This window comes from Paenibacillus phoenicis (assembly GCF_034718895.1).
In the GTDB taxonomy this organism is placed as follows: domain Bacteria; phylum Bacillota; class Bacilli; order Paenibacillales; family Paenibacillaceae; genus Fontibacillus; species Fontibacillus phoenicis.
In genome coordinates this window covers 321,579-341,968 of sequence record NZ_JAYERP010000001.1, presented here as the reverse complement: position 1 = coordinate 341,968, position 20,390 = coordinate 321,579, and the positions used below count along the sequence as shown (strand labels likewise).

The window sequence follows — 20,390 nt, the reverse complement described above, 5'->3', positions numbered from 1 at the left end:
TTCCTCCCAACATGAAAGTCCACCAACAACAACTTTTAATACACCTAAGTTCAATAGCACAACATCGAACGCTTACCCGTCCTTTAGCCGCGCATGATTGCTTCCAGCTCCCGCAGCAGCTTGCTGCAGGCCGGCTCATCCTTCACCGCCAGCCGGATATCCCGCTCCGTCAGCCCCGGATACATCGCGCAGCTGCGCACCAGCACCCCGCGCCGCCCAAGCGCCGTTTGCATCGTTTCGGCCGTCCACGGCTCCGGCAGCCGTACGAGCAGGAAGTTCGCTTCGCCCGGCCAGGTTTGACACCCGAGACGCGTCAGCTCACCCATCAGAAGGTCACGCTGTCGCTTCACCAACTCGATTGTCGCCTGCTCATACGAAGCATCCGCCCTCAAGCAATACTCCCCCGCCAGCAGTGCCAACGAGTTGACGCTCCAGGTCACCTGCTTGTCCCGCATGCGCTGGGCCGTCTCCGGATGCGTGATCGCGTAACCGAGCCTGAGGCCCGGAATCGCATAAAACTTCGTCATCGACCGGATCAAGATGAGATGCGGATAATCCCGAAGCTCCGGCAGCAACGTGCGGCGTTTCGGTTCCGGAATAAAGTCGATAAACGCTTCGTCGACAACCACATACGTGCCGTACCGCTCTCCGGCCGCCGCAAACCGCCGCAGTTCGTCCAAGCTGTATTGCACTCCATTGGGATTGTTGGGCTGACCGATAAACGCCAAATCCGTCTCTCGAATCAGGTCCTCCACCACCTCCGGCGCGGCCTTAAACGCCCGCGCTTCCGTTCCAAATACCAACTGCACCTGGGCACCAAACTGCTCCGAAAGCGTACGGTATTCGGAAAAGCAAGGCTCCACCACCCCAACCTTCTCCGGAGTAAGTCCCAGCAGCGCCAGTGCCATATTTTCCGCCGCCCCGTTGCCAATGACCAGCATTTCCTCCTCGACTTGAAGGTGCTCAGCCAACTGCTTGACCAGCCCGCGGTGCCCGGGATCCGGATACCGCACGATGCCGGGCAACGCCTCGCGCAGCGCATCCAGCAGTCCAGGAGGTGGCCCCAGCGGATTGATGTTCGCGCTAAAATCCGTCCATTCCCCTGCCGCCACGCCGTACCGGACCGAAGCCGTCACCAGATCGCCGCCGTGGCCAAAAATCTCTAACTCCATCGAGCGATTCCTCTTTTCTTTCCAAAAAGTTCAGGTGTCCCCATTATCGGTGTCCCGTCTTTTTCCGTCAACAAGGAAGAACTTTGCGTTCTTTTCCGGCAAAAAACGCTGCTCCCCCTTTGGTTTCGACACCAATTGGTTTACAATAAAATCGTATGCGTGTATGACTACATCCCGGGGCCTGAGAATCAGGCGGCCGGCCGCAAAATAGGAGGATGGAGAACCATGCTGTTTATCGATAACGAAGGCATTACCGATGCGTCCGTCAATTTGGCCATCGAAGAATATGCCTTAAGACATTTGCCGCTGGAGGACGACAGCTATTTGCTGTTTTATATCAACGCACCTTCCATCATTATCGGCAAGCATCAGAACACCATCGAGGAGATCAATCAGGAATACGTTAAGGAGAACGGCGTACAAGTCGTCCGTCGGCTTTCCGGCGGCGGTGCGGTGTACCACGACCTGGGGAACCTGAATTTCAGCTTCATCACCAAGGATGACGGCGAGTCGTTCCATAACTTCCGCAAGTTTACCGAGCCGGTGGTCGCTGCGCTCAAATCCCTTGGCGTTAATGCGGAGATGACCGGACGCAACGATCTTCAGGTTGGGGAGAAGAAGATTTCGGGCAACGCCCAATTTGCTACGCGGGGCCGCATGTTTAGCCACGGTACGCTGATGTTTAATCTGAACCTCGACAACGTACAGGCCGCGCTGAACGCCAATCCGGAAAAATTCAAATCGAAGAGCACCAAATCCGTGCGCAGCCGGGTGGCCAACATCATCGACTTCCTGGATCGCAAAATGACGATCGAGGAGTTCCGCGCTGAGCTGCTGCGGCATATTTTTGGCATGGAACCGCACGAAGTGCCTCAATATAAGCTGACGGAAGCGGATTGGGCAAAAATCCATGAAATTTCCGAGCAACGCTACAAGAACTGGGATTGGAACTATGGTTTGTCGCCGGAGAGCAATGTGAAGCACGCGAAAAAATTCCCCGTCGGCATTATCGATCTGCGCATGAACATCAAGGACGGACATATTCAGAACATTAAGATTTACGGCGATTTCTTTGGTGTCGGCGACGTAGCCGATATCGAGGACAAGCTGAGAGGCGTAAAATATGAGGATTCGGCTGTACGGGATGCGCTCGCCGGCGTTGACGTGAAGCACTATTTCGGCAACGTTGAACTGGACGAATTCATCGGGCTGATTTTCCTTGAAGATTGACGAGCATCCGGCTTCTACTTTTATGAATAAGCCTGCCGCGAACCGCACCCGCCTGGCGGATTTGGCGCTGTTGTTCGTGGCGTTCATGTGGGGCTGCACCTTTCTGATCGTTCAGCATGCGGTCCGGGTGCTCCCGCCCCTGGCTTTTAACGGCATCCGTTTTATCGGGGCAGCGCTGCTGCTCGCTTTGATCATTAGCGTGTTCTACCGGCAAGAATGGAAGCAATTGTCCTGGCGCATGATGGGGCATGCTGCGCTGCTAGGGTTATTCCTGTTTTTAGGCTATACGTTTCAAACGGTTGGCTTGCTGTATACCTCAACCTCAAACGCCGGTTTTATTACCGGATTGTCTGTTGTTATCGTGCCTTTTTTGTCCTTTTGGCTGTTAAAACATCAAATTTCGCGTTTCACCTGGATTAGCGCAATTCTGGCTGCCGCCGGGCTTTACCTGCTGGCGTTCGCCGGCAGTTCCGGCCTCGTCTTGAACCTGGGGGATGCGCTCGTGTTTTTGTGCGCGGTTGGTTTCGGTCTGCACGTCGCCTATACCGGCGTATTTGCCCCCCGTTATCCGGCCTTGCCCTTAGCTTCGCTGCAGATGGCGGTCGTGGGCGTCCTCAGTGCGGCGGGTTCGCTGCTGTTCGAGCGCACCGCTTCCTGGAGCGAAACAGCCGGTCAACTGATGCAGCCGGAAGTATGGCTTGCGCTGCTCGTTTCCATCGGGCCCACCAGTGCATTTGCGTTTTGGATCCAGACAGTATGCCAGAAATTCACCAGTCCTTCCCGGGTCGCGGTCATCTTCGCCATGGAACCGGTTTTTGCTGCAGCGACCGGCGTGCTTTTTGGCGGCGAGCAATTAGGCTGGGCCACTGGGCTTGGCTGTCTATGTATTCTGGGAGGCATGCTGCTCGCGGAATTAAAATCGGGTGGAGTTGAATCTGAATCCCCCGAATCGGTTGGATAGAGAGATCTTCCTTAAAGGAGAGAAACCATGTATAAACTGATTGCCATCGATATTGATGATACTTTAATTAATGATGACAAAGAGGTCACCCCTGCAACACAGCAGGCGTTGGAGCAAGCGGTGGCCAAGGGCGTCGTCGTCACGCTGGCTACCGGCCGCGCTTACGCATCTGCTCAAGCGATCGCCCGTCAAACGGGACTTAACGTACCGATTATTACGTACCAAGGCGCACTGGTCAAAAACCTGATGGACGAAAAGGTGCTCTACGAGCGTTACGTCCCCATGGAAGCAGCGCGCAAGCTGTTCGAATACTGCATCGAGCGCAACCTGCACCTGCAAACGTACATTGACGATAAGCTGTACGCCCGCGAGGAGAACCAGAAGCTGATCGACTACACCAAGCTGAACCGGACGCAATATTATGTGGAGCCGGATTTTGCCAAGCTGGTCGCCCAGCCAACGCCAAAAATGCTGATCATCGACGAACCCGATTACCTGGACCAAATCGCGCCGGAGCTGCGCGAGCTGCTCGGGGACGGCGTTCATATCACCAAGTCGAAGCCGAACTTCCTGGAAATCATGCATGAGGAAGGCACCAAGGGCCATGCTCTGCGCTTCCTGGCCGCCCATTTTGGTTGCGACTTATCAGAAACGATCGCTATCGGCGACTCCTGGAACGACCATGAGATGCTCGAAGCCGCCGGCCTAGGCGTGGCGATGGGTAATGCCATCCCAGCGCTGAAGGAAATCGCCGACTATGTCACGTTAAGCAACAATGAAGACGGCGTGAAGCATGTCATCGAGAAGTTTGTGCTGAATGCAAAAAACTAACTGGATCCTTCCAGTTAGTTTTTTTAATATAGCTGAAATTTCGAATATAATTTGCTGTTAAACGCCCAAAACTCGAAATCTATTCGGTTTTTCATATAGATTCAGGGCATTTGCGTCAAAATGGGGTGAATAAGCATGAAATTTCATATACATTTGGTCAAAATGACTCCACGTGGGTGAAATGTATTCGAATTTTCGCATACATTATCATGCCCGCTGGAAACGGAGCTCAGACATCTGCTTGGACAACGGTTGGCAACGAAGTTCAGACATCCGCTAGGACATTCGCTGGGAAACGAAGCCGTACATCCGCCGGTGCATCCGTTGGAACACAGCTGTACATCTGCTCGTAAATCCCTCGTACATCTCCTTGAAAATCCTTTGGAAATCCCCTCGGAGCCCCTTAGCCTTTACTTTCCCTTCTGCAGCGACATTTGCATTCCCGTCACTGCAAACTCCACTCCCTCTGGCAGTCCATAATCGCGTCGCAGATCGATGTCATGCGACAGATGCGTGAATACCGTCCGCGTCGGCCGAATCTCGTTCAACAACTCCAGTGCCTCCTTCACGTCATACACCGACCGGGTCGTAAATTCGGCGGTTTCGTGATAAAAGCTTGTGCCCAGCACCAGCAGATCAAGGCCAAACAACGGCTGCTTTTGATCCTCTGGCAAGGCGATGGAATCCGAGCAGTAAGCCCAGGTGAAGCCATCTTTCTCTAATCGATAGGCGTACGAAAAGCCGTTTTTGCCGTGGAAGACCTTCCACGCGGAAATCTGCCACCGGGCTAGGCGAGTGCCCTCCGCGCCAACGGCATGCAGATCTAAATGGCTGCCCAGCCAAGGGAACTGGCGAAGGATCGTGTCCAACACCTCCTGCGGAGCATACAATTGTCCCCGTCTACCCAGCCAGCGGCAGGCATCGGCCCATTCGGGCAGTCCGCCAATATGGTCGAAATGGGCGTGCGTGATCAGAATTTGCTCCGCAAAACGCTGCCCTCGCCGCTCCATCCCGGACCGCCAATCCGGTCCGCAATCGATTAGGAAGCCGCCCTCTTCACCTTCCACCGCCACCAGAGCGCGATACCTCCGGTTCACACCGGAGCTGCGCGCTTCCCCGCACACCTCGCAATCACAATACACTCTAGGAACGCCCATCGCATCCCCGGTGCCGATAAACTCAAGCCGATCCATATCGAAATGTCTCCCTCCTGCCGAGCCGCTCGCCTTAGTTTTACGAGTCGTGCCCCGCTCGCCATATCCTGCAACTCTCGCGTAAAAAAGCGAAATTTAGGAAACCTCCCAAATCTCGCTTTGCTTGGCACTACCGCCCCAACAAATCCAACGAGATCGAATTAGAAAACCCGTTCATCTCCGGCGCGCCATAAGCGGGTTCAATCGTCAGCTCTAGGCTGTCTCCATAACTCAGCGTCTTGTCCTTGACGTAGAGATGCGCCCGGTTGTTGTGGTATTGCAGCAACCCTAAGCTGTCGCGCGCCCCTTCCTTCACGATCCATACGCGGACCATCTGCCCTTTATCCGGAACGAGCCCGCCGACCAGCATCAGCACCTCTCGGGTACCTGCATTGTACCACACCATGCCGTTCTCCGGCTCCATGCGGCCCATGGCGATTGGATAAGAGATCGTGTCCGGCTTCGACAGGACCGGCAGCGCTTCAGGCTCGTAGGTTTGCACATAGCGGTCCCAGCTGGCTTCGGGCTGGTTCAGGTGATCGATGACAACCCTCATGCCGACCAGTACGATCAGCGCGGCCGCCAGCGACACCGTCCACTTCCAACGAACGGTGAACAGCCGTAACGCTCGGCGTCGCCAGCTGATCCATCTTACCCGACTCCGCAGGCTGCGCCGTATCCGCTCGGAAGGGATAGCGCCCGCCCACGGGTCCAAGCGCTGCGCGGAAGGAGAAACGGCCTGCTGATGCAGTTGAGGCTGCGACGGTCCTGGGGCAGCCGCCAGGTTTGGAGTAAGCTCCCGGTTGCCAACAGCCGGTCTCCCCGGCAGTTCCGGCAGCTCCATTTGCTCTGGCTGCACCTTCGTCCCCGGTTGCTCCGTTTTCTTCAGCTGCCCCGGCAATGAACCGTCCTCGCCGTCGATCCCCAGGACGCTCTCCCAATACGTTTTCTGCTCCAGGCAGACCGTGCAGCTATCCAGGTGAAACGCCATTTCAGAGTGCCGCGGTTCCTCCAGCGTTCCCAGCAACCAATCAATCCACTCCTGCTCGGTGTACATCCGAATGCAGACGTTCTCGTTGCCTGGCCCACCGATGTTGCGAACCTTATCGCTGTCTTGCCCGTTCATGCTCATTCCCTCCTTCCAGCGGTTCTCCCCAACCTTGCTTCTCCAGCTGCTTGCGCAAATTGTTCAGCCCGTAACGTACCCAAGACTTTACGGTGCCAATCGGAACGCTCCAGGCTTCCGCCATTTCGCGTTGAGTTTGCAAGGCGAAATAAGAGCCCATAATCGCCTTCTTCTGCGTCTCCGGCAGCGCGTAGATCGCTGTGCGGAGCGCTTCCCGCTCCAGCCGGGACAAGACTTGGTTCTCGCCGGAGCTGTCTTCGTCCACCGCATCCCGGCGCAGCGCCTCATCGCCCGGATACTTCAGCCGCGCTTTGCGCCGCAATCGGTCCAGACTGCGGCTGCGGGTCATCACCGCCAGCCAGGCTTTGATTGACCCGCGCGACGGGTCATAGTCTTGCCCCCGCCGCAACACCTCCAAAAACACCTCATGGCAAATATCCTCGGCCTCCATCCGCTCCCCAACCAGACGGCCGGCCACCTGCATGACAAAAGGAGAATAACAGGCATAAAACGCATCAAATGCGCGGACGGAACCGTTGCACATCTCACGCAGCTGCCTGGTCATCTCTTCATTTTGCAGGTCCATACTTGTCCCTCCCGCAAAATTTCTCCTCTTCTTACCTCCCGTTTTATCAAAAATGAATTCGCTTGAAAACCCCAAAAAAATTTCTAGAATCGAATAAATCCAAAGCGTCGTTTCGTGCGTACCTTTGATGAACATCATTATTTTTCTTAGGGGGTACAAGAGATGCTTCAAACCTATCGAAAAGCGGCGTTCTTGCTGCTCATTCTGGTCACGACCCTAAGCGTTGCCTTATCCGGGGTCGGCAAAGCCTCGGCGGCGGGCTCATTGGAGCTCTTCACGCCATATTTGGAATGGTCCGCTGCACCGGGCGAATCTGTGTCTTATTCGATCGATCTTGTCAACCATGGCAGCAGTACGGCTTCGGCCAATCTCTCGCTAGAGACGCAAAGCAAGGATTGGAAATACGAGCTCACCGCAGGCGGGCGCGAAATATCGCGGCTGGCGGTAAAGGCCGGTGAAACGCAATCCTTCACCCTCGATCTTGAGGTCCCGCTGCAAATTAACAAAGGCCGGTACGTGTTCAATCTTAAAGCGGATGATGCAACGCTGCCGCTGGTCGTTAACGTCTCCGAGCAAGGGACCTTCAAAACCGAGCTGACCTTGGATCAAGCCAACATGGAAGGCCATTCGGACTCCACGTTTACGTATAGCGCGGTGCTGCGCAACCGAACGACGCAAAAGCAGACCTACGCCTTCAACGCACAAGCCGAGCAAGGATGGGACGTTCGTTTCAAAGCTGACGGCAACAGCGTCACTTCGGTTGAAGTGGAACCCAACACCGAGAAGTCGATTACGATTGAAGTGAAGCCGCCGGAGCAAATCAAAGCCGGCACCTATGAAATCCCGATTTCGGCAACGAGCGGCGATACCACAGCCAACGCCAAAATCGAAGCGGTCGTAACGGGAACGTACGACATGAAGTTTTCCACGGTGGATGACCGGCTGAGCACAGACGTGGGCGCAGGTTCCGAACGCAAACTGACCTTCGTGGTCCAAAATACCGGCTCCGCTGAGCTGCAAGATCTCTCCTTCTCCTCGGCCGCTCCGACGGATTGGGAGGTGTCCTTCGAGCCTTCCTCGATCACATCGATCGCGCCGGGTGAAAGCAAGCAGGTTCAAGCCACCATTAAATCCAGCAAAAAATCGCTCCCAGGGGACTACATCGTCAGTCTGACTGCCTCCTCCGCGAACAAAAGCGCGAACGCTGATCTGCGGGTTACCGTAAAATCGTCCGTATTATGGGGATGGGTGGGGGTTCTCATCATACTGGCCGTTTGCGGAGGCATCTATTACCTGTTCCGGAAATATGGGAGAAGATAATCCATGGTTACGGAAACCGGCAAGACACCTACCCCATCGGCTACTGGCGAACGTCCGGTCATTGAACTCGTGCAGCTGACGAAGAAATACGGAGAAGCCACCGCCGTTGATCATCTGAACTTAAGCATCGCCCGCGGGGAAATCTTTGGTTTGCTTGGCCCCAACGGTGCAGGGAAAACCACAACGATCCTGATGATGCTCGGGTTGGCCGAGCCAACCTCGGGACAGGCGCGGATTTGCGGCTTTGACCCGACGCGCGAGGCGCTGAAGGTGAAGCGGAAGGTGGGTTATCTGCCCGATGATGTCGGGTTCTATGAGGATCGGACGGCGCTGGATAATCTTGTGTATACAGCAAGACTGAACGGCGTATCGGAGCAAGAAGCTTTGCAACGCGCCAAAGCCCTGCTGGAGAAAACCGGACTTGCAGACAACGCCGGCAAGAAGGTCGGAGCGTTCTCCCGCGGGATGCGGCAGCGGTTAGGTCTGGCGGACGTGCTCATCAAAAATCCGGAGGTCATCATCCTCGACGAGCCGACGCTCGGGATCGACCCCGAAGGGGTGCGCGAGCTGCTTGCCCTCATCTCTTCGCTCAGCCGCGACGAGAAGCTGACGGTGCTGCTGTCCTCGCACCATCTGCATCAAGTGCAGCAAATATGCGACCGGGTTGGTCTATTCGTCCAAGGCCGGTTGATTGCCTGCGGCGACATCCGCACCCTGTCCAAACAGCTGGATGCGGACGGCAACGTCTATGTAGAGGTTGGCGCCAAAGGCTGGACGGAGGAGCTAGCCCGTAACATTTCCAGCATCCAGGGCGTCCGTGACATCCGTTACCCGCAGCAAGGGGACGACGAGATCGAGCGGGGCGTTACCGCAACGGTGGTTTGTGAACGGGACCTTACCGCACAAATCGCCGAAGCCGTGATTCAGAAGGATGCGGAGCTTGTGTACATCCGCCGCAAGGAATACGGACTTGACGATATCTACCATCGCTATTTTGAAAAAAGGGGTGAGTCATGATGCAGCCAAACAAAACCGTGGGCAGCCGTTCTTTCAAAGAGCAGCTGCGCCTGGATGAGTGGCGGGAACGGGCACGCAAGCTATGGGCAGAGCTCCGTCCCGGCGGAGAAGCGAATCCGCCGCGGGAGCGCTCGTCTTCCTCTTTTTGGGTGATGGTCCAGAAGGAGATTGGTGACCACTTGAGCAGCTGGCGCTTTGGGATCCTAATGGGCATCATCGTACTGGCCTGCATCGGCTCGATCTATTCCGCTGTCTCGGCGATTCGTTCGGGCAGCAGTTCAGCTAGCGGCGGGGCGGGCGATACGTTCCTGTTCCTGAAAATGTATACCTTAACCAGTTCTGCACTGGCGGTTCCCTCTTTTTCTACCTTCCTCTCCTGGTTAGGACCGCTGATTGGAATCACGTTAGGGTTCGACGCCGTCAATTCCGAACGGAATAAAGGAACGTTGGGCCGCCTGCTGTCGCAACCGATCTACCGCGATGACTTCATCAAGGCTAAATTCGTTTCTGCTTTGGTGATCATTGCGGTCGTGGTCTTTTCGCTGGGGCTGCTGGTGATGGGGCTGGGGTTGTTTACCATCGGATATCCGCCAACTCCAGAGGAGTTCGCCCGCATCCTCATCTTCCTGCTGATTGCGGTGGTCTACATCGGCTTCTGGCTCTGCTTGTCGATTCTGTTCTCCATCCGCTTCCGGCAGGCAGCAACGTCGGCACTGTCGTCCATCGCCATCTGGCTGTTCTTTACGATCTTCTATGGCATGATCATCAACATGATCGACAGCGCGACGGCCGTCTCGCAAATGGCGGCGCCGGAGGCGCAGCTGCGGCAGATGAACCTCGTGCTGACGCTGAACCGCCTGTCCCCGACAGAGCTGTTCTCGGAGACGATCTCGACGATGCTCTCCCCCGGCGTCCGCGCCTTGGGACCGCTAACGATGGACCAGCTCGTCGGGGCGATCGCAAGCCCATTGTCACTGGGCCAAAGCCTATTGCTCATCTGGCCGCAACTGACCGGTTTGCTGGCCGCCACCATGATCTGCTTTGGCCTGTCCTACGTCCTGTTCATGCGTCAGGAAGTACGGTCAAGAGCATAAAATATGAAGAAGCCGCTGATTGGTTGGATCAGCGGCTTCTTTGTGTTTTTGTCGCGCCAAAATAGCGGTAATTTTTGGCCTTATTTCAGCCTTAACCCCTTGTTTCTGGAAAATAAGGACATTTTAGGGTCTTATTTTCGCCAAATGGTGCTCAGAAGGGGGATTTCAGGCTCGTTTTCGCAGAATAAGGCCATTTTTTACCGTTATTCGTCCCGGTTATTCGCTCAACGTGAAAATAAGGGTAATTTGTACCCTTATTCTCCTCTTTTTGTCCGAATTAAACTTGGCCCACGGAATTGCCCTTCACCAGCGTCACGTACACCCGCTCATGCTCGACCGGTTCCCCGGCCAGGATCTTCAGCAGCTGTTCGGATGCCAGCGCTCCCCACTTCCGCTTAGAATAGTCGATCGTCGCCAGACGCGGCACCGTATATTCGGCTAACTCGATGTTATCGAAACCGATAATATGGATGTCTTTGCCGATCACATAATCGGTCCGTTTCACCGCATTGTAGAGGCCAATCGCCATCTCGTCGTTCAGGCAAAATACGCCCACCGGTGTGGTCACGTTTCGAAGGATCTGCTCAGCCGCCCGTTCTCCGGCATCCTTATTGAAGTTTCCTTCGATTTCGGTCAGCTCCACTCCATCGAAACGGGCGACCGTCTGCTTCACCGCTTTCAGCCGCTGCTTCGAGTCATAGGAGCCCTTGGGCCCCGTGACGACATAAAGCTTGCGGTGCCCCTGCTCGATCAAGTGCTCGACCGCCAAGGTCGCTCCCGCCTTGTTGTCCAACAGAACCTGATTGATGTTCGGGTGGTTGAGCTCGCGGTCGAGCACCACGATTTTATGCCCAATGTCGGCGTACTTGAGCAGCTCCTGACTAGAGAACGTAGCGTCCAAAATAATCGCCCCGTCTACCATCCGCTCAGGCAGCAGTCGATGGGACTGCTTGCCGCTGCATACGACCATGTCGTACCCCTTCTGGTTCAGCACTTCTTTTACGCCCTGCAACAGGTCGCCGTAGAAAGCGCCGCTGAAGTCGGTCAAATACACGCCGATGATCTTCGACTCACGGGTTTTTAAGGAACGTGCGGCAGCATTGGGCACATAATTCAGTTGTTCCGCGATCGCCAAAATTCTTGCGCTCGTCTCGTCGGTAATTTTCGGACTTCCATTAAGTGCGTAGGATACCGTGGAGATGGAGACTCCGGCTTTTTTGGCTATGTCCTTAATGCTTACCACAACATTACTCCCCTTATCGGTAGTTCAAAAAGTGTTCTTTCCATCACGATGTGTTTCCTAGATGCAATTTCGACATCGAATCTTGGACTCAGCCGGGAAAGCGTATGCTTCCGATGCATGTTTCCTTCGGAAACATTTCAGTTGCTCACGTAGGTTTTGCCTACGCTCCGCTACTCAATCCCTAAGCTTCATCCAACCTTCTCGGTGCTGGAAACCCCACTTTTTGAACCTCTATCTTATTCGGTAGTTCAAAAAATGGTCTTCCGATCACGAGGTGTTCCCCAGATGCAATTTCGACGTCGAATCTTGAATTCAACTTACATCCAGATTTCAACGACGTTATGATCATTCGACCCGAACGCCGCAAAATCCTGCCGGCTGATCCGAACGCCGCCGCTACGGTAAAATCCCGGATTCTCCCGAATCGGAATCTCTTGGCCGTTGATCCGCACTGCGCGGCCTTGGCCGTTCATGTGGTAGATGAACGTGGTCGGGAGGCCCATCCACGCAAAATCAAACCGCAGCCCATCCAAATGCGGCGGCAACACAGGGTCAATGATCAGGTCCTCCCCTCGCACTCGGATGCCTAGGCAGTTGGAGATCAGCTGGTTCATATAGATTCCAGGGCCGCTGGAATAAATACGCCAGCCGCCTTTCACCGGCACGTTCCCGCTCCGCAACTCATCAAACCGTTCCTCCGCATCGTAACGGGTGGCGAACTTGCCGTCCGAGCTGCTGAAGTAGACGTTGCTTTGCCGCAGCTCCGCATTCGGCACAACGTCCCTAAGCCCCACCGGGTTAATCTTGTGCAGCCCGCTCCAAGCTTCCTCGGCTTTGCCGAGCTTGGCCATCGCTTCGATGAAGCGGATATGGGCATGAACGTACTGCAGCCCGATCTCACGCCCGAAGTTGGACGCCTGCTCCGCCCGCTTGAAGTGTGTGCTAACGCCGCCCCGGTATTTGGCCGGCCGATCCATCAAGCGCACGCCATCCGGATGGTATAGCTTCTCTTTAATGACGCCGTAATGCGCTTCCGCCTGCTCAGCGGTGAGCAGCTCGGCGATCATGCTGCGTGTCATCGGCAGCAGCCGGTAATGGATCCCCGTTTTTGTATCCGTCGGATGCAGCATCAATTCGGCTTGCCCCGGTTGTTCCATATAGACGAAACCGGGGATAACTTCCGTGCCCAGCATATACTTGTTAAAATCACGCTTGATGCCCTCGGCCAGCTCCGCAAGTTCATTTGCCCAATGCTGCTCCTCTTCCGGCAACGCCTCCGCCAGCTGACGGAACGTCTGATACGTTAACGCCACCGTCCAGCTGCTGCTCATAAAGCGCTTGAGTTGGGCATTCGCCGGTTGCAGCGTATCGTCCCAATCCCCGTCGCCGTAGGAAGACAAATAAGTATCATGCAAGAAATGGCTGCGGATATAGCCGATTTCCTTCTTCGCATGCTCGCGGATCGTCGCCGGCGTGGCAGACAGTTCAAAGCTTCCTTTGACCGTATACGGAACCTCTTCATCCAGCAGCCCATAGTCCCCGGTCGCCGTCAAGTAATCACTCAGCACCTTCAGCGGCCAGACGATGATGTCGCCATGGCTCTCCTCCTGCTGAATCCGGAAGTAACGATCAAACATAAACCATTGCGGCCAGTTTCCGTCGTCCTCATATTGGTGAGCATACACCGTCTTCAGGATGTCTTTGACCACCCCGTATTTTTGCGTCGCCAAAAAATATTCCGCCGGTCCCTGGCAAACATCGCGGGTGCCCCAAGCGGCCCCGCCATATTGCTCCAGCCCGTGGGGCACCGAGAAATGGACAAGCATATTGTGCGTATACCACCAAGCCAGCGTATTGAGCTTTTGCAGTTCCTGAGCTGCAGGCGCTGACGCTTCCTCCAGCGATAACCGGAAGCCGTTCATCACCCGGCCCAAAAACTCACGGTACCGAACGGCTTCTTCCTGTACCTCCCGAATCGCAGGCTTCGATTCCCCGTCATGCAGCAAACCTTGCACCGTGAGTGTCCAATTGCTGCAAGGCTCCGTTTCCAGCACCACCAGCGACGAGCTGCCCGGCGCTGCACCCGGAGCCAGCCGGCGTTCATCATATACGTTAAAGCCTGTTCCCGATACGTGCATCCGGTAAGCTAGGTCCGGATATACGGAAGCAGACAGCGCTTCGCGGTCGGCCCGGAACGTCAGCACCGATTCTTTTTGCTCCATGAGAAAAGAACGTTGGAACTCCAAATCATTCATAACGATTTGATTTGTCACCAAATAGCGGTACGCTCTGCCGTTCGCAGACACGATGTTCAACGCAAGTTCCGGGGAATCCGTTGCGGTATAGTTGGTGACAACGATCGTATCGTCCGCCATTTTATAGGTCCAGCGGGCGTAGTTAAAGCCCATCTCAAACATCGACGGCATCGTCAACAGCCGGTACACCCCGTCCAATTCCACGTAGATCCGTTGTCCGGACGCTTTGGAGACGTTCAGCGCATTGCGTACGTTGGAAACCCACTTGTGGAATGAGGTGTTGCCCACGACCACCTGGGAATTAAATACGCCGTACATGTACGAAGTCGTCGTAAGCACTTCGCTGCCTACCCGGTCGTTCCCGCCGGACATCAGGATGATGCCGTGCGGCCGCTCGACCTGAAGCTCTTTTTCCTTCAAAACGACATGCTCGTGCGTATCCGTGAAGAAAGATAGCAGCTGCCCGCCATCCCGCTCCTCATGCTGACGATGCGGGAATAGCGCCTCGATTTCGGCGTCGTCCATCGGTAAACCCGACAGCGGCTCGCCCAATTCCGTCGCTAAGGTTACTGGAGCTGCAGCCTCAACCGCATTTACAGGGGCGGCCTCCCATTTACGCCACGCGTCTTCAATCAACTCCTCGAATTCCAGCGTCTCGATCGCCTCCGGATAATCCTCCCGTACCAGTCCGTAGAAGACAAACCGCGCTTGCCCATTCAGCAGTTGACTGCCCGTTTGAAGCGCCGCGTAAGCAAACTCGTATTGATAAATTTCGTTTGCCAGCTCCTTGCGCGCCAACGCTTCGGGGCGATCCGTTTCTTTGTAGGACAACCCAAAAAACTGAAAGCCATCGGTCGAATATCCCGCAGCTCCGGTGAGCGCCCCTTGCTGCATATAAGGGAATTTTCCGCGCTGCGGCTGGTTTTGCCGCGAGCAAATGACCGTGCCCCGCCGCTCATGCCGGAATACGGTATGGTCGATGTATTGAGACATATACGCTTCATTGCTGCGTACCGCTCCCGGTTCGGCAAGCCCGATATCCTGACCATAGACAACGTCGATCTCAACCGAGGTTTGTCCCTCCAGCCGAACGTCCCAGAACCAAATGCCCCGGGAATCCAGTCTCAACACGACCTCGTACTGAATCCCTTCGGCTTCCCCCTTCCAAACCGCAGTATCCGCCCCGAAGCTCAGCCGGCTGATCGAGCGAATGCCAAGCAAGGGAATGGCCCGAATCCCCTCGGGGAGGTGCAGACGTAAATACAGATTGTTCAGCGAACCCTCCACCGGGCCGGATAACAGCTGATTCATCAGGATGTCCCGGTATTTCATTTCGTACAGATCGCCGCTGTTCCATAACGTAAAGGTCAAGTCCCCCGACTGAAGAACTTTCCACGCCTCCGTTGCTGTCGTCATCCTTTCCACTCCTTTGATCCTTATGATTTCTATTTTTGCAAAATAAATCGCACGCCCGCGGCATCCCGGCTGTTGGGACCCACAAAGGCCACAAACTCGCCCGCATCGCTGCTGTAAGTCAAATCGCTATGGTGATATCGCAGCTGCGCCTCGGTAATTTCAAAAGTGACTTCCTGAGTTTCCCCCGGCTGCAACAGGATTTTGCGGAATCCCTTCAGCTCCTTGACCGGCCGAACCACGTCCCCCGCGATATCGCGGATATAGAGCTGCACGGTCTCCTCAGCGGCTGCCGATCCGGTATTCGTCACGTTCACCTTGATTGTCAGCGGCTGTTCTGGTGTCATAACCGTTGCCGACAGTTCCGGTTCGCTATACATAAACGTGGTGTAGCTGAGCCCGAACCCAAACGGGAAAAGCGGCTCGTTTGGCATGTCCAGATATTGCGAAACGTATCTAATCTGAGCGTCCGGCGCTCCCTTCGGGCGCCCGGTGTTGAAGTGGTTGTAGTACACCGGAATCTGCCCTGCTGCATATGGAAAAGACATCGACAGCCGTCCCGACGGCTGTACGTCCCCATACAACAGGTCGGCGATCGCATGGCCGCCTTCGCTGCCTGGGAACCAGGCTTCAAGCACGGCGCCAACACGATCCGCTACGCCGTGCAGGTCCAGCGGCCGGCCGTTAAACAACACGGCCGCCATCGGCTTGCCGAGCTCAGCGAGACGTTCGATCAACGCCAGCTGCGCCTGCGGCAGCCGGATATCTCCCCGGCTGCCCGCCTCACCGCTCATTTCCGAGCTTTCGCCTAACGCCAGCACGATCACGTCGGCGCCAGCCGCTGCGGCCACAGCTTCCTCAAGCCGGCGGTCATCGGCTTCCTCGATGCCGCAGCCCTCCGCAACAACGATCCGGCTCGCGCCTGCCTTTGCGACTAGGCCGTCATAAAGCCGAACCGCCGCTTCCGTCGACCCCTGCCATGACCACGGGCCAAGAATGTCACCGCTTTGCGCAAACGGGCCAATCAACGCGATCGATTGATCCCGCCGCAGCGGCAGTACGCCTTCGTTTTTGAGCAGAACGCAGGATTTAGTTGCCAGCTCGCGGGAGGCGGCCCGGTGTTCCTCGCAGAAGACGATCTCCGCTTCCCGCTCTGGATCTGCGCCGCGATAAGGATTGTCAAAGAGTCCGAGCTTCTCTTTGAGTTGCAGGATCCGCAGCACCGCTTCGTCAATCCGTTTTTCCTCGACCACCCCGGTCTTCACCAGCTCCGCCAAATGCTTCATATAGCAGGTAGTCATCATCTCGATGTCGATGCCCGCTTCGATCGAGCGGCGGGCCGCTTCCTTCTCGTCGGCCGCAGCTCCGTGCGGAATCAGTTCCTTCACTGCGCCCCAATCTGAGATGATCACGCCGTTAAAGCCCCATTCTTCGCGAAGCAGCTGACGTAATAAGCGCCGATTGCCGGTTGCCGGAATGCCATCCACCGTGTTAAACGAGGCCATAACCATTTCGCAGCCTTCTTCCAACGCGGCTTTGTAAGCCGGCAAATAGGTTTCACGCAACCGCCATTCCGACATGTCGACGGTGTTATAATCCCGTCCGCCCTCGGCAGCGCCATAGGCGGCGAAATGCTTTACACAGGCAGCCACCCGGCTTGTATCGTTCCGCAAATCGCGGCCCTGGAAGCCGCGGACAAACGCCCGAGCGAATTCGCTGTTCAGATATGGATCTTCGCCGGTCGACTCCATCACCCGCCCCCACCGGGGATCACGCACCAGATCGACCATCGGGGCAAACGTGACATGAACCCCTGACACTGCGGCTTCTCTGGCAGCAATTTCTGCGCTTCGCTCAGCCAGAGACAAATCCCAAGAGCAGCCGATGGCCAGCGGTACGGGGAAGATCGTTTTAAAGCCGTGAATGATATCGGCCATCATCAACAGCGGAATGCCTAAGCGGTTCTTCTTTAAATGAGCCTGCTGCACGTTGATCGCTTCCTGCGCTCCGGATAATCCGAGAACCGAACCTGTGTTACGCACTGTTTCCTCAGATACGCCCAGCTCCTGCATCGGACCAGTGATTTCTCCCTCGGTCCGGGCTCCTTCAAAGAACGGGACGGCGAGCTGCAGCAACTGGTCGATTTTTTCCTCCAGGGTCATCTGCTTCAGATAATTCTCTATGGGTTGTTGTGTCATGGGTTCCCCACCTTTTTCGATGTAAGATGATTGTTATAGCATGATGGTGAAACGTTTCGATTATTTGAATAGTTGGATTATATATCGAATCAAAAAATCCGTCAATTTTCATGGAATGCGATTTCAAAATTTGTAGAAACGTTTCAATAAAGTCGTTTTAACAAAATCAGCTCCGGGTTATGATCCGAAAAAAAGATATTGAATACGATTACAATCTGTTTTATAATGAATCGAAACGTTTCACTTGGTTCTGATTTTCCGGGAACTAGGTTCATATTTTTCTTAATCGAAACGTTTCACCTGTCTATTGTCGCTGTTCTGCGGCATCATCTTTGGTACAAACAAGGGGACCCATTTCTATGCTTGAGAAGGAGGTGTTGCCTGTCCTCAAGGCCGGCTCATCTGTTTTGCATAAAATCGCTAAATAATGTCTCATATTACTTACAGCTATTATTTTCAGAAAGGACGATCCTTATGTGGAAAAAAACAGCAACTACCCTGATTGCCAGCTCACTGGTGCTCGCTAGCCTTCTTGCTGGCTGCGGTTCGAAAGATAACGCGGCGGATGGCGGCAGCGGGAATGGGGCCGCAAACGGCGGCGACAAACAAGTGCAAATCAGCGTATGGGCGATGGGCGATGAAGCCAAATCGCTACCGCAAATCGCCGACGACTTCATGAAGGAGAACCCAAACATCAAGGTGGATGTCCAAGCCCTGCCTTGGTCCAATGCACATGACAAGCTGCTGACCGCAGTCGCTTCGAAGAAAGGTCCGGACGTCATCCAAATGGGGACAACCTGGATTCCGGAGTTTGCGAATGCCGGCGCGCTGATGGATCTGACTTCGGTGGTGGACAAGTATCCGGAGTTTAAAGAGGATCAATTTTATTCGGGCGCCGTAAACACGACCAAATATGACGGTAAAATCGTGGGGATTCCGTGGTATACCGAAACCCGCGTCCTCTTCTACCGGACTGACCTGTTGAAGGAAGTGGGCTATGACCAACCGCCAAAAACATGGGATGAACTTCGCGATGCAGCGAAGAAGCTGGCTGACCGCGGCAAAGGGAAATACGGGATCAGCATCGATATGAACGAGCAATCGCTGGCGTTTATGTTCGCCCGCCAGAACGGCTCCAAGCTGCTCGACGAACAGAACAAGCCGCTGTTTAACCAGCCGGAGTTCGTTGAAGCTGTGGAATATCTGAACGGATTCTTTAAGGACGGATCCGCGCCGATTGACCTCGGATTGGACCCGGTACAAGGGCTTAGCGGCGAGGGCGTTGTTCCGATGTTCATCAGCGGCCCTTGGATGATTAACTCCATCAAGACGCAAGCACCGGATTTGGAAGGCAAATGGGCGGTGGCTCCGCTGCCGGCGAAGAAGAACAATATTTCCGCGCTGGGCGGCTCCGATCTGTCGGTATTCCAATATACGAAACATCAGGACGAAGCTTTGAAGTTCATTCAATACATGAGCAAGCCGGAAACGCAAATCAAGTGGATGCAGCTGACCAAATCGCTGCCGACCAACTTGAAAGCTTGGGAAGATCCGTCCCTCAAAGACGATCCGAACTATCAGGCGCTGCAAGAGCAGCTGGAGCATTCCGAACCGATGCCGCTGCTCACCACTTGGGAGCAAATTGCTCAAACCTACTTGAAGAGCTTTGAACGTATCGTTCGCGGCGGCGCGGATGTCCAAAAAGAAATGGACGCCTTCAACGCCGAAGCTGAGAAAATCCTCAGTAAGTAAGCGAAAGCTTTACCATACCGCCTCCAGCCCGCCGGCAGCTCCGGCTCCCCGGCGGGCAGAGGTGGTGACGTTAGCTTAGACGCGCTGAATAAAGGAAGTGATCCGAGATGAAAGGCTTATCGCAAAAAAATGCACCCTACCTGTTCATTGCGCCGACCTTAATTTTGCTGGCGCTCTTTTCGCTGCTTCCGATCGCCATTGCCCTGGTGATCAGCTTCACCGACATGGATTTAGCCGGGTTGGCCGACCTCTCCAACATCAGCTTTGTAGGTTTCGATAACTATAAGGAAGTGCTGTTGGACCCATCGTTTCAAAAATCCATTTTTAACACGTTATTTTACGTTATTATCGGCGTACCGCTCGTTATCATCATTTCCCTGTTGATCGCCTTGCTGATCAACTTCGGTAAAGCCCGTATTTTCAAAGCATTTCGGGTCATTTTCTATATGCCGTCGGTTACCAACGTCGTGGCGGTAGCCGTCGTATGGAGCTACCTGTACAACCCGTCGCTGGGACTGCTCAACTATATTTTGAACTCGCTGGGGTTCGGGTCTGTCCCTTGGCTGCAAGATCCGGTCATGGCGAAAATCTCGCTGATTATCCTGGCCGTATGGCGGGCGATTGGCTTAAATATGATTATTTTCATCGCTGCGATCAAAGGCATCTCGAAAACGTATTATGAAGCGGCGCAAATCGACGGAGCCAGCAACTGGCGGCAAACCTGGTCGATTACGATTCCGCTGCTGCGCTTCGCCATCTTCTTTGTCTCCATCACCACGATGATCGGCTGGCTGCAGTTCTTCGAGGAACCTTTTGTCATGACCAAAGGCGGTCCGCTGGATGGCACGATCTCCGTAGCTTTGTTTATTTATAACAACGGCTTTCAATTCAGCAAATTCGGATATGCTGCGGCAGGCTCCTTTATTCTGTTCTTCGCCATTATCCTGATCACGTTGATCCAATTCAGATTTCAAAACAAGGAAGCGGATGTCTGATGTC

General features: G+C 54.9%; 15 protein-coding genes. 8 read left to right on the top strand and 7 right to left on the bottom strand.

The features are described 5' to 3' along the window. Positions 1-83: 83 nt before the first annotated feature. The gene (locus U9M73_RS01490) at positions 84-1,172 is read right to left on the bottom strand and encodes a pyridoxal phosphate-dependent aminotransferase (RefSeq protein ID WP_323076040.1); all 1,089 of its coding nucleotides are present in this window, start codon (positions 1,170-1,172) and stop codon (positions 84-86) included. A 225-nt stretch (positions 1,173-1,397) separates the two neighbouring features. Here U9M73_RS01490 and lplA point away from each other — a divergent pair, with 225 nt between their 5' ends. Genes lplA through U9M73_RS01475 form a run of 3 tightly spaced genes read left to right on the top strand, consistent with a single transcriptional unit; the run spans position 1,398 to position 4,194 of the window. Beyond that, positions 1,398-2,402 (top strand): lipoate--protein ligase, encoded by a 1,005-nt coding sequence (gene lplA, locus U9M73_RS01485; RefSeq protein ID WP_323076039.1) that lies wholly within the window; start codon positions 1,398-1,400, stop codon positions 2,400-2,402. Then, complete coding sequence (locus U9M73_RS01480) at positions 2,392-3,363, top strand: DMT family transporter (RefSeq protein WP_323076037.1); 972 nt, start codon at positions 2,392-2,394, stop codon at positions 3,361-3,363. The genes lplA and U9M73_RS01480 overlap by 11 nt, the downstream gene beginning before the upstream one ends. A 27-nt stretch (positions 3,364-3,390) precedes the next feature. Then, positions 3,391-4,194, top strand: a complete 804-nt coding sequence (locus U9M73_RS01475) for a Cof-type HAD-IIB family hydrolase (protein ID WP_009226042.1) — start codon at positions 3,391-3,393, stop codon at positions 4,192-4,194. A 410-nt stretch (positions 4,195-4,604) separates the two neighbouring features. Here U9M73_RS01475 and U9M73_RS01470 read toward each other — a convergent pair whose 3' ends face one another. The 3 genes from U9M73_RS01470 to U9M73_RS01460 form a co-directional block, all read right to left on the bottom strand. Further along, on the bottom strand, positions 4,605-5,387 hold the full coding sequence (locus U9M73_RS01470) for an MBL fold metallo-hydrolase (protein ID WP_009226041.1): 783 nt from the start codon (positions 5,385-5,387) through the stop codon (positions 4,605-4,607). A gap of 130 nt (positions 5,388-5,517) precedes the next feature. Then, on the bottom strand, positions 5,518-6,513 hold the full coding sequence (locus U9M73_RS01465) for an anti-sigma factor (RefSeq protein WP_323076036.1): 996 nt from the start codon (positions 6,511-6,513) through the stop codon (positions 5,518-5,520). Next, a complete protein-coding gene (locus U9M73_RS01460; protein WP_036645957.1) occupies positions 6,491-7,099 on the bottom strand; it encodes an RNA polymerase sigma factor in 609 nt (202 codons plus the stop codon). Before U9M73_RS01460 ends, U9M73_RS01465 begins: the two co-directional genes overlap by 23 nt. Positions 7,100-7,261: 162 nt before the next feature. Here U9M73_RS01460 and U9M73_RS01455 point away from each other — a divergent pair, with 162 nt between their 5' ends. From U9M73_RS01455 to U9M73_RS01445, 3 genes are read left to right on the top strand one after another with little or no spacing between them, the layout of a single operon-like run. Further along, on the top strand, positions 7,262-8,419 hold the full coding sequence (locus U9M73_RS01455) for a COG1470 family protein (RefSeq protein ID WP_009226038.1): 1,158 nt from the start codon (positions 7,262-7,264) through the stop codon (positions 8,417-8,419). Between the two features lie 3 nt (positions 8,420-8,422). After that, positions 8,423-9,436, top strand: coding sequence for an ABC transporter ATP-binding protein (locus U9M73_RS01450; RefSeq protein WP_009226037.1), 1,014 nt, complete (start codon positions 8,423-8,425; stop codon positions 9,434-9,436). Then, entirely contained in the window at positions 9,433-10,530 is a 1,098-nt protein-coding gene (locus U9M73_RS01445; RefSeq protein ID WP_009226036.1) for an ABC transporter permease, read from the top strand. The genes U9M73_RS01450 and U9M73_RS01445 overlap by 4 nt, the downstream gene beginning before the upstream one ends. A 277-nt stretch (positions 10,531-10,807) precedes the next feature. Here U9M73_RS01445 and U9M73_RS01440 read toward each other — a convergent pair whose 3' ends face one another. From U9M73_RS01440 to bglX, 3 genes are all read right to left on the bottom strand, one after another. Further along, complete coding sequence (locus U9M73_RS01440; protein WP_323076030.1) at positions 10,808-11,773, bottom strand: LacI family DNA-binding transcriptional regulator; 966 nt, start codon at positions 11,771-11,773, stop codon at positions 10,808-10,810. A 317-nt stretch (positions 11,774-12,090) separates the two neighbouring features. Beyond that, positions 12,091-15,444, bottom strand: a complete 3,354-nt coding sequence (locus tag U9M73_RS01435) for a GH36-type glycosyl hydrolase domain-containing protein (RefSeq protein ID WP_323076029.1) — start codon at positions 15,442-15,444, stop codon at positions 12,091-12,093. Between the two features lie 29 nt (positions 15,445-15,473). Next, on the bottom strand, positions 15,474-17,639 hold the full coding sequence (gene bglX, locus U9M73_RS01430; protein ID WP_323076028.1) for a beta-glucosidase BglX: 2,166 nt from the start codon (positions 17,637-17,639) through the stop codon (positions 15,474-15,476). 474 nt (positions 17,640-18,113) lie between these two features. On the opposite strand from bglX, the gene U9M73_RS01425 reads away from it, so the two are divergent. After that, on the top strand, positions 18,114-19,391 hold the full coding sequence (locus tag U9M73_RS01425; protein ID WP_028539735.1) for a sugar ABC transporter substrate-binding protein: 1,278 nt from the start codon (positions 18,114-18,116) through the stop codon (positions 19,389-19,391). Positions 19,392-19,498: 107 nt separating this feature from the next. Next, positions 19,499-20,386 (top strand): carbohydrate ABC transporter permease, encoded by an 888-nt coding sequence (locus U9M73_RS01420; protein ID WP_260069852.1) that lies wholly within the window; start codon positions 19,499-19,501, stop codon positions 20,384-20,386. Positions 20,387-20,390: the final 4 nt, after the last annotated feature.

Bases quoted from the DNA above. Each gene is read 5' to 3' on its own strand.
- U9M73_RS01490 (WP_323076040.1), bottom strand. From the start codon at position 1,172: ATGGAGTTAGAGATTTTTGGCCACGGCGGCGATCTGGTGACGGCTTCG.
- lplA (WP_323076039.1), top strand. From the start codon at position 1,398: ATGCTGTTTATCGATAACGAAGGCATTACCGATGCGTCCGTCAATTTG.
- U9M73_RS01475 (WP_009226042.1), top strand. From the start codon at position 3,391: ATGTATAAACTGATTGCCATCGATATTGATGATACTTTAATTAATGAT.
- U9M73_RS01470 (WP_009226041.1), bottom strand. From the start codon at position 5,387: ATGGATCGGCTTGAGTTTATCGGCACCGGGGATGCGATGGGCGTTCCT.
- U9M73_RS01465 (WP_323076036.1), bottom strand. From the start codon at position 6,513: ATGAACGGGCAAGACAGCGATAAGGTTCGCAACATCGGTGGGCCAGGC.
- U9M73_RS01460 (WP_036645957.1), bottom strand. From the start codon at position 7,099: ATGGACCTGCAAAATGAAGAGATGACCAGGCAGCTGCGTGAGATGTGC.
- U9M73_RS01455 (WP_009226038.1), top strand. From the start codon at position 7,262: ATGCTTCAAACCTATCGAAAAGCGGCGTTCTTGCTGCTCATTCTGGTC.
- U9M73_RS01450 (WP_009226037.1), top strand. From the start codon at position 8,423: ATGGTTACGGAAACCGGCAAGACACCTACCCCATCGGCTACTGGCGAA.
- U9M73_RS01445 (WP_009226036.1), top strand. From the start codon at position 9,433: ATGATGCAGCCAAACAAAACCGTGGGCAGCCGTTCTTTCAAAGAGCAG.
- U9M73_RS01435 (WP_323076029.1), bottom strand. From the start codon at position 15,444: ATGACGACAGCAACGGAGGCGTGGAAAGTTCTTCAGTCGGGGGACTTG.
- bglX (WP_323076028.1), bottom strand. From the start codon at position 17,639: ATGACACAACAACCCATAGAGAATTATCTGAAGCAGATGACCCTGGAG.
- U9M73_RS01425 (WP_028539735.1), top strand. From the start codon at position 18,114: ATGTGGAAAAAAACAGCAACTACCCTGATTGCCAGCTCACTGGTGCTC.
- U9M73_RS01420 (WP_260069852.1), top strand. From the start codon at position 19,499: ATGAAAGGCTTATCGCAAAAAAATGCACCCTACCTGTTCATTGCGCCG.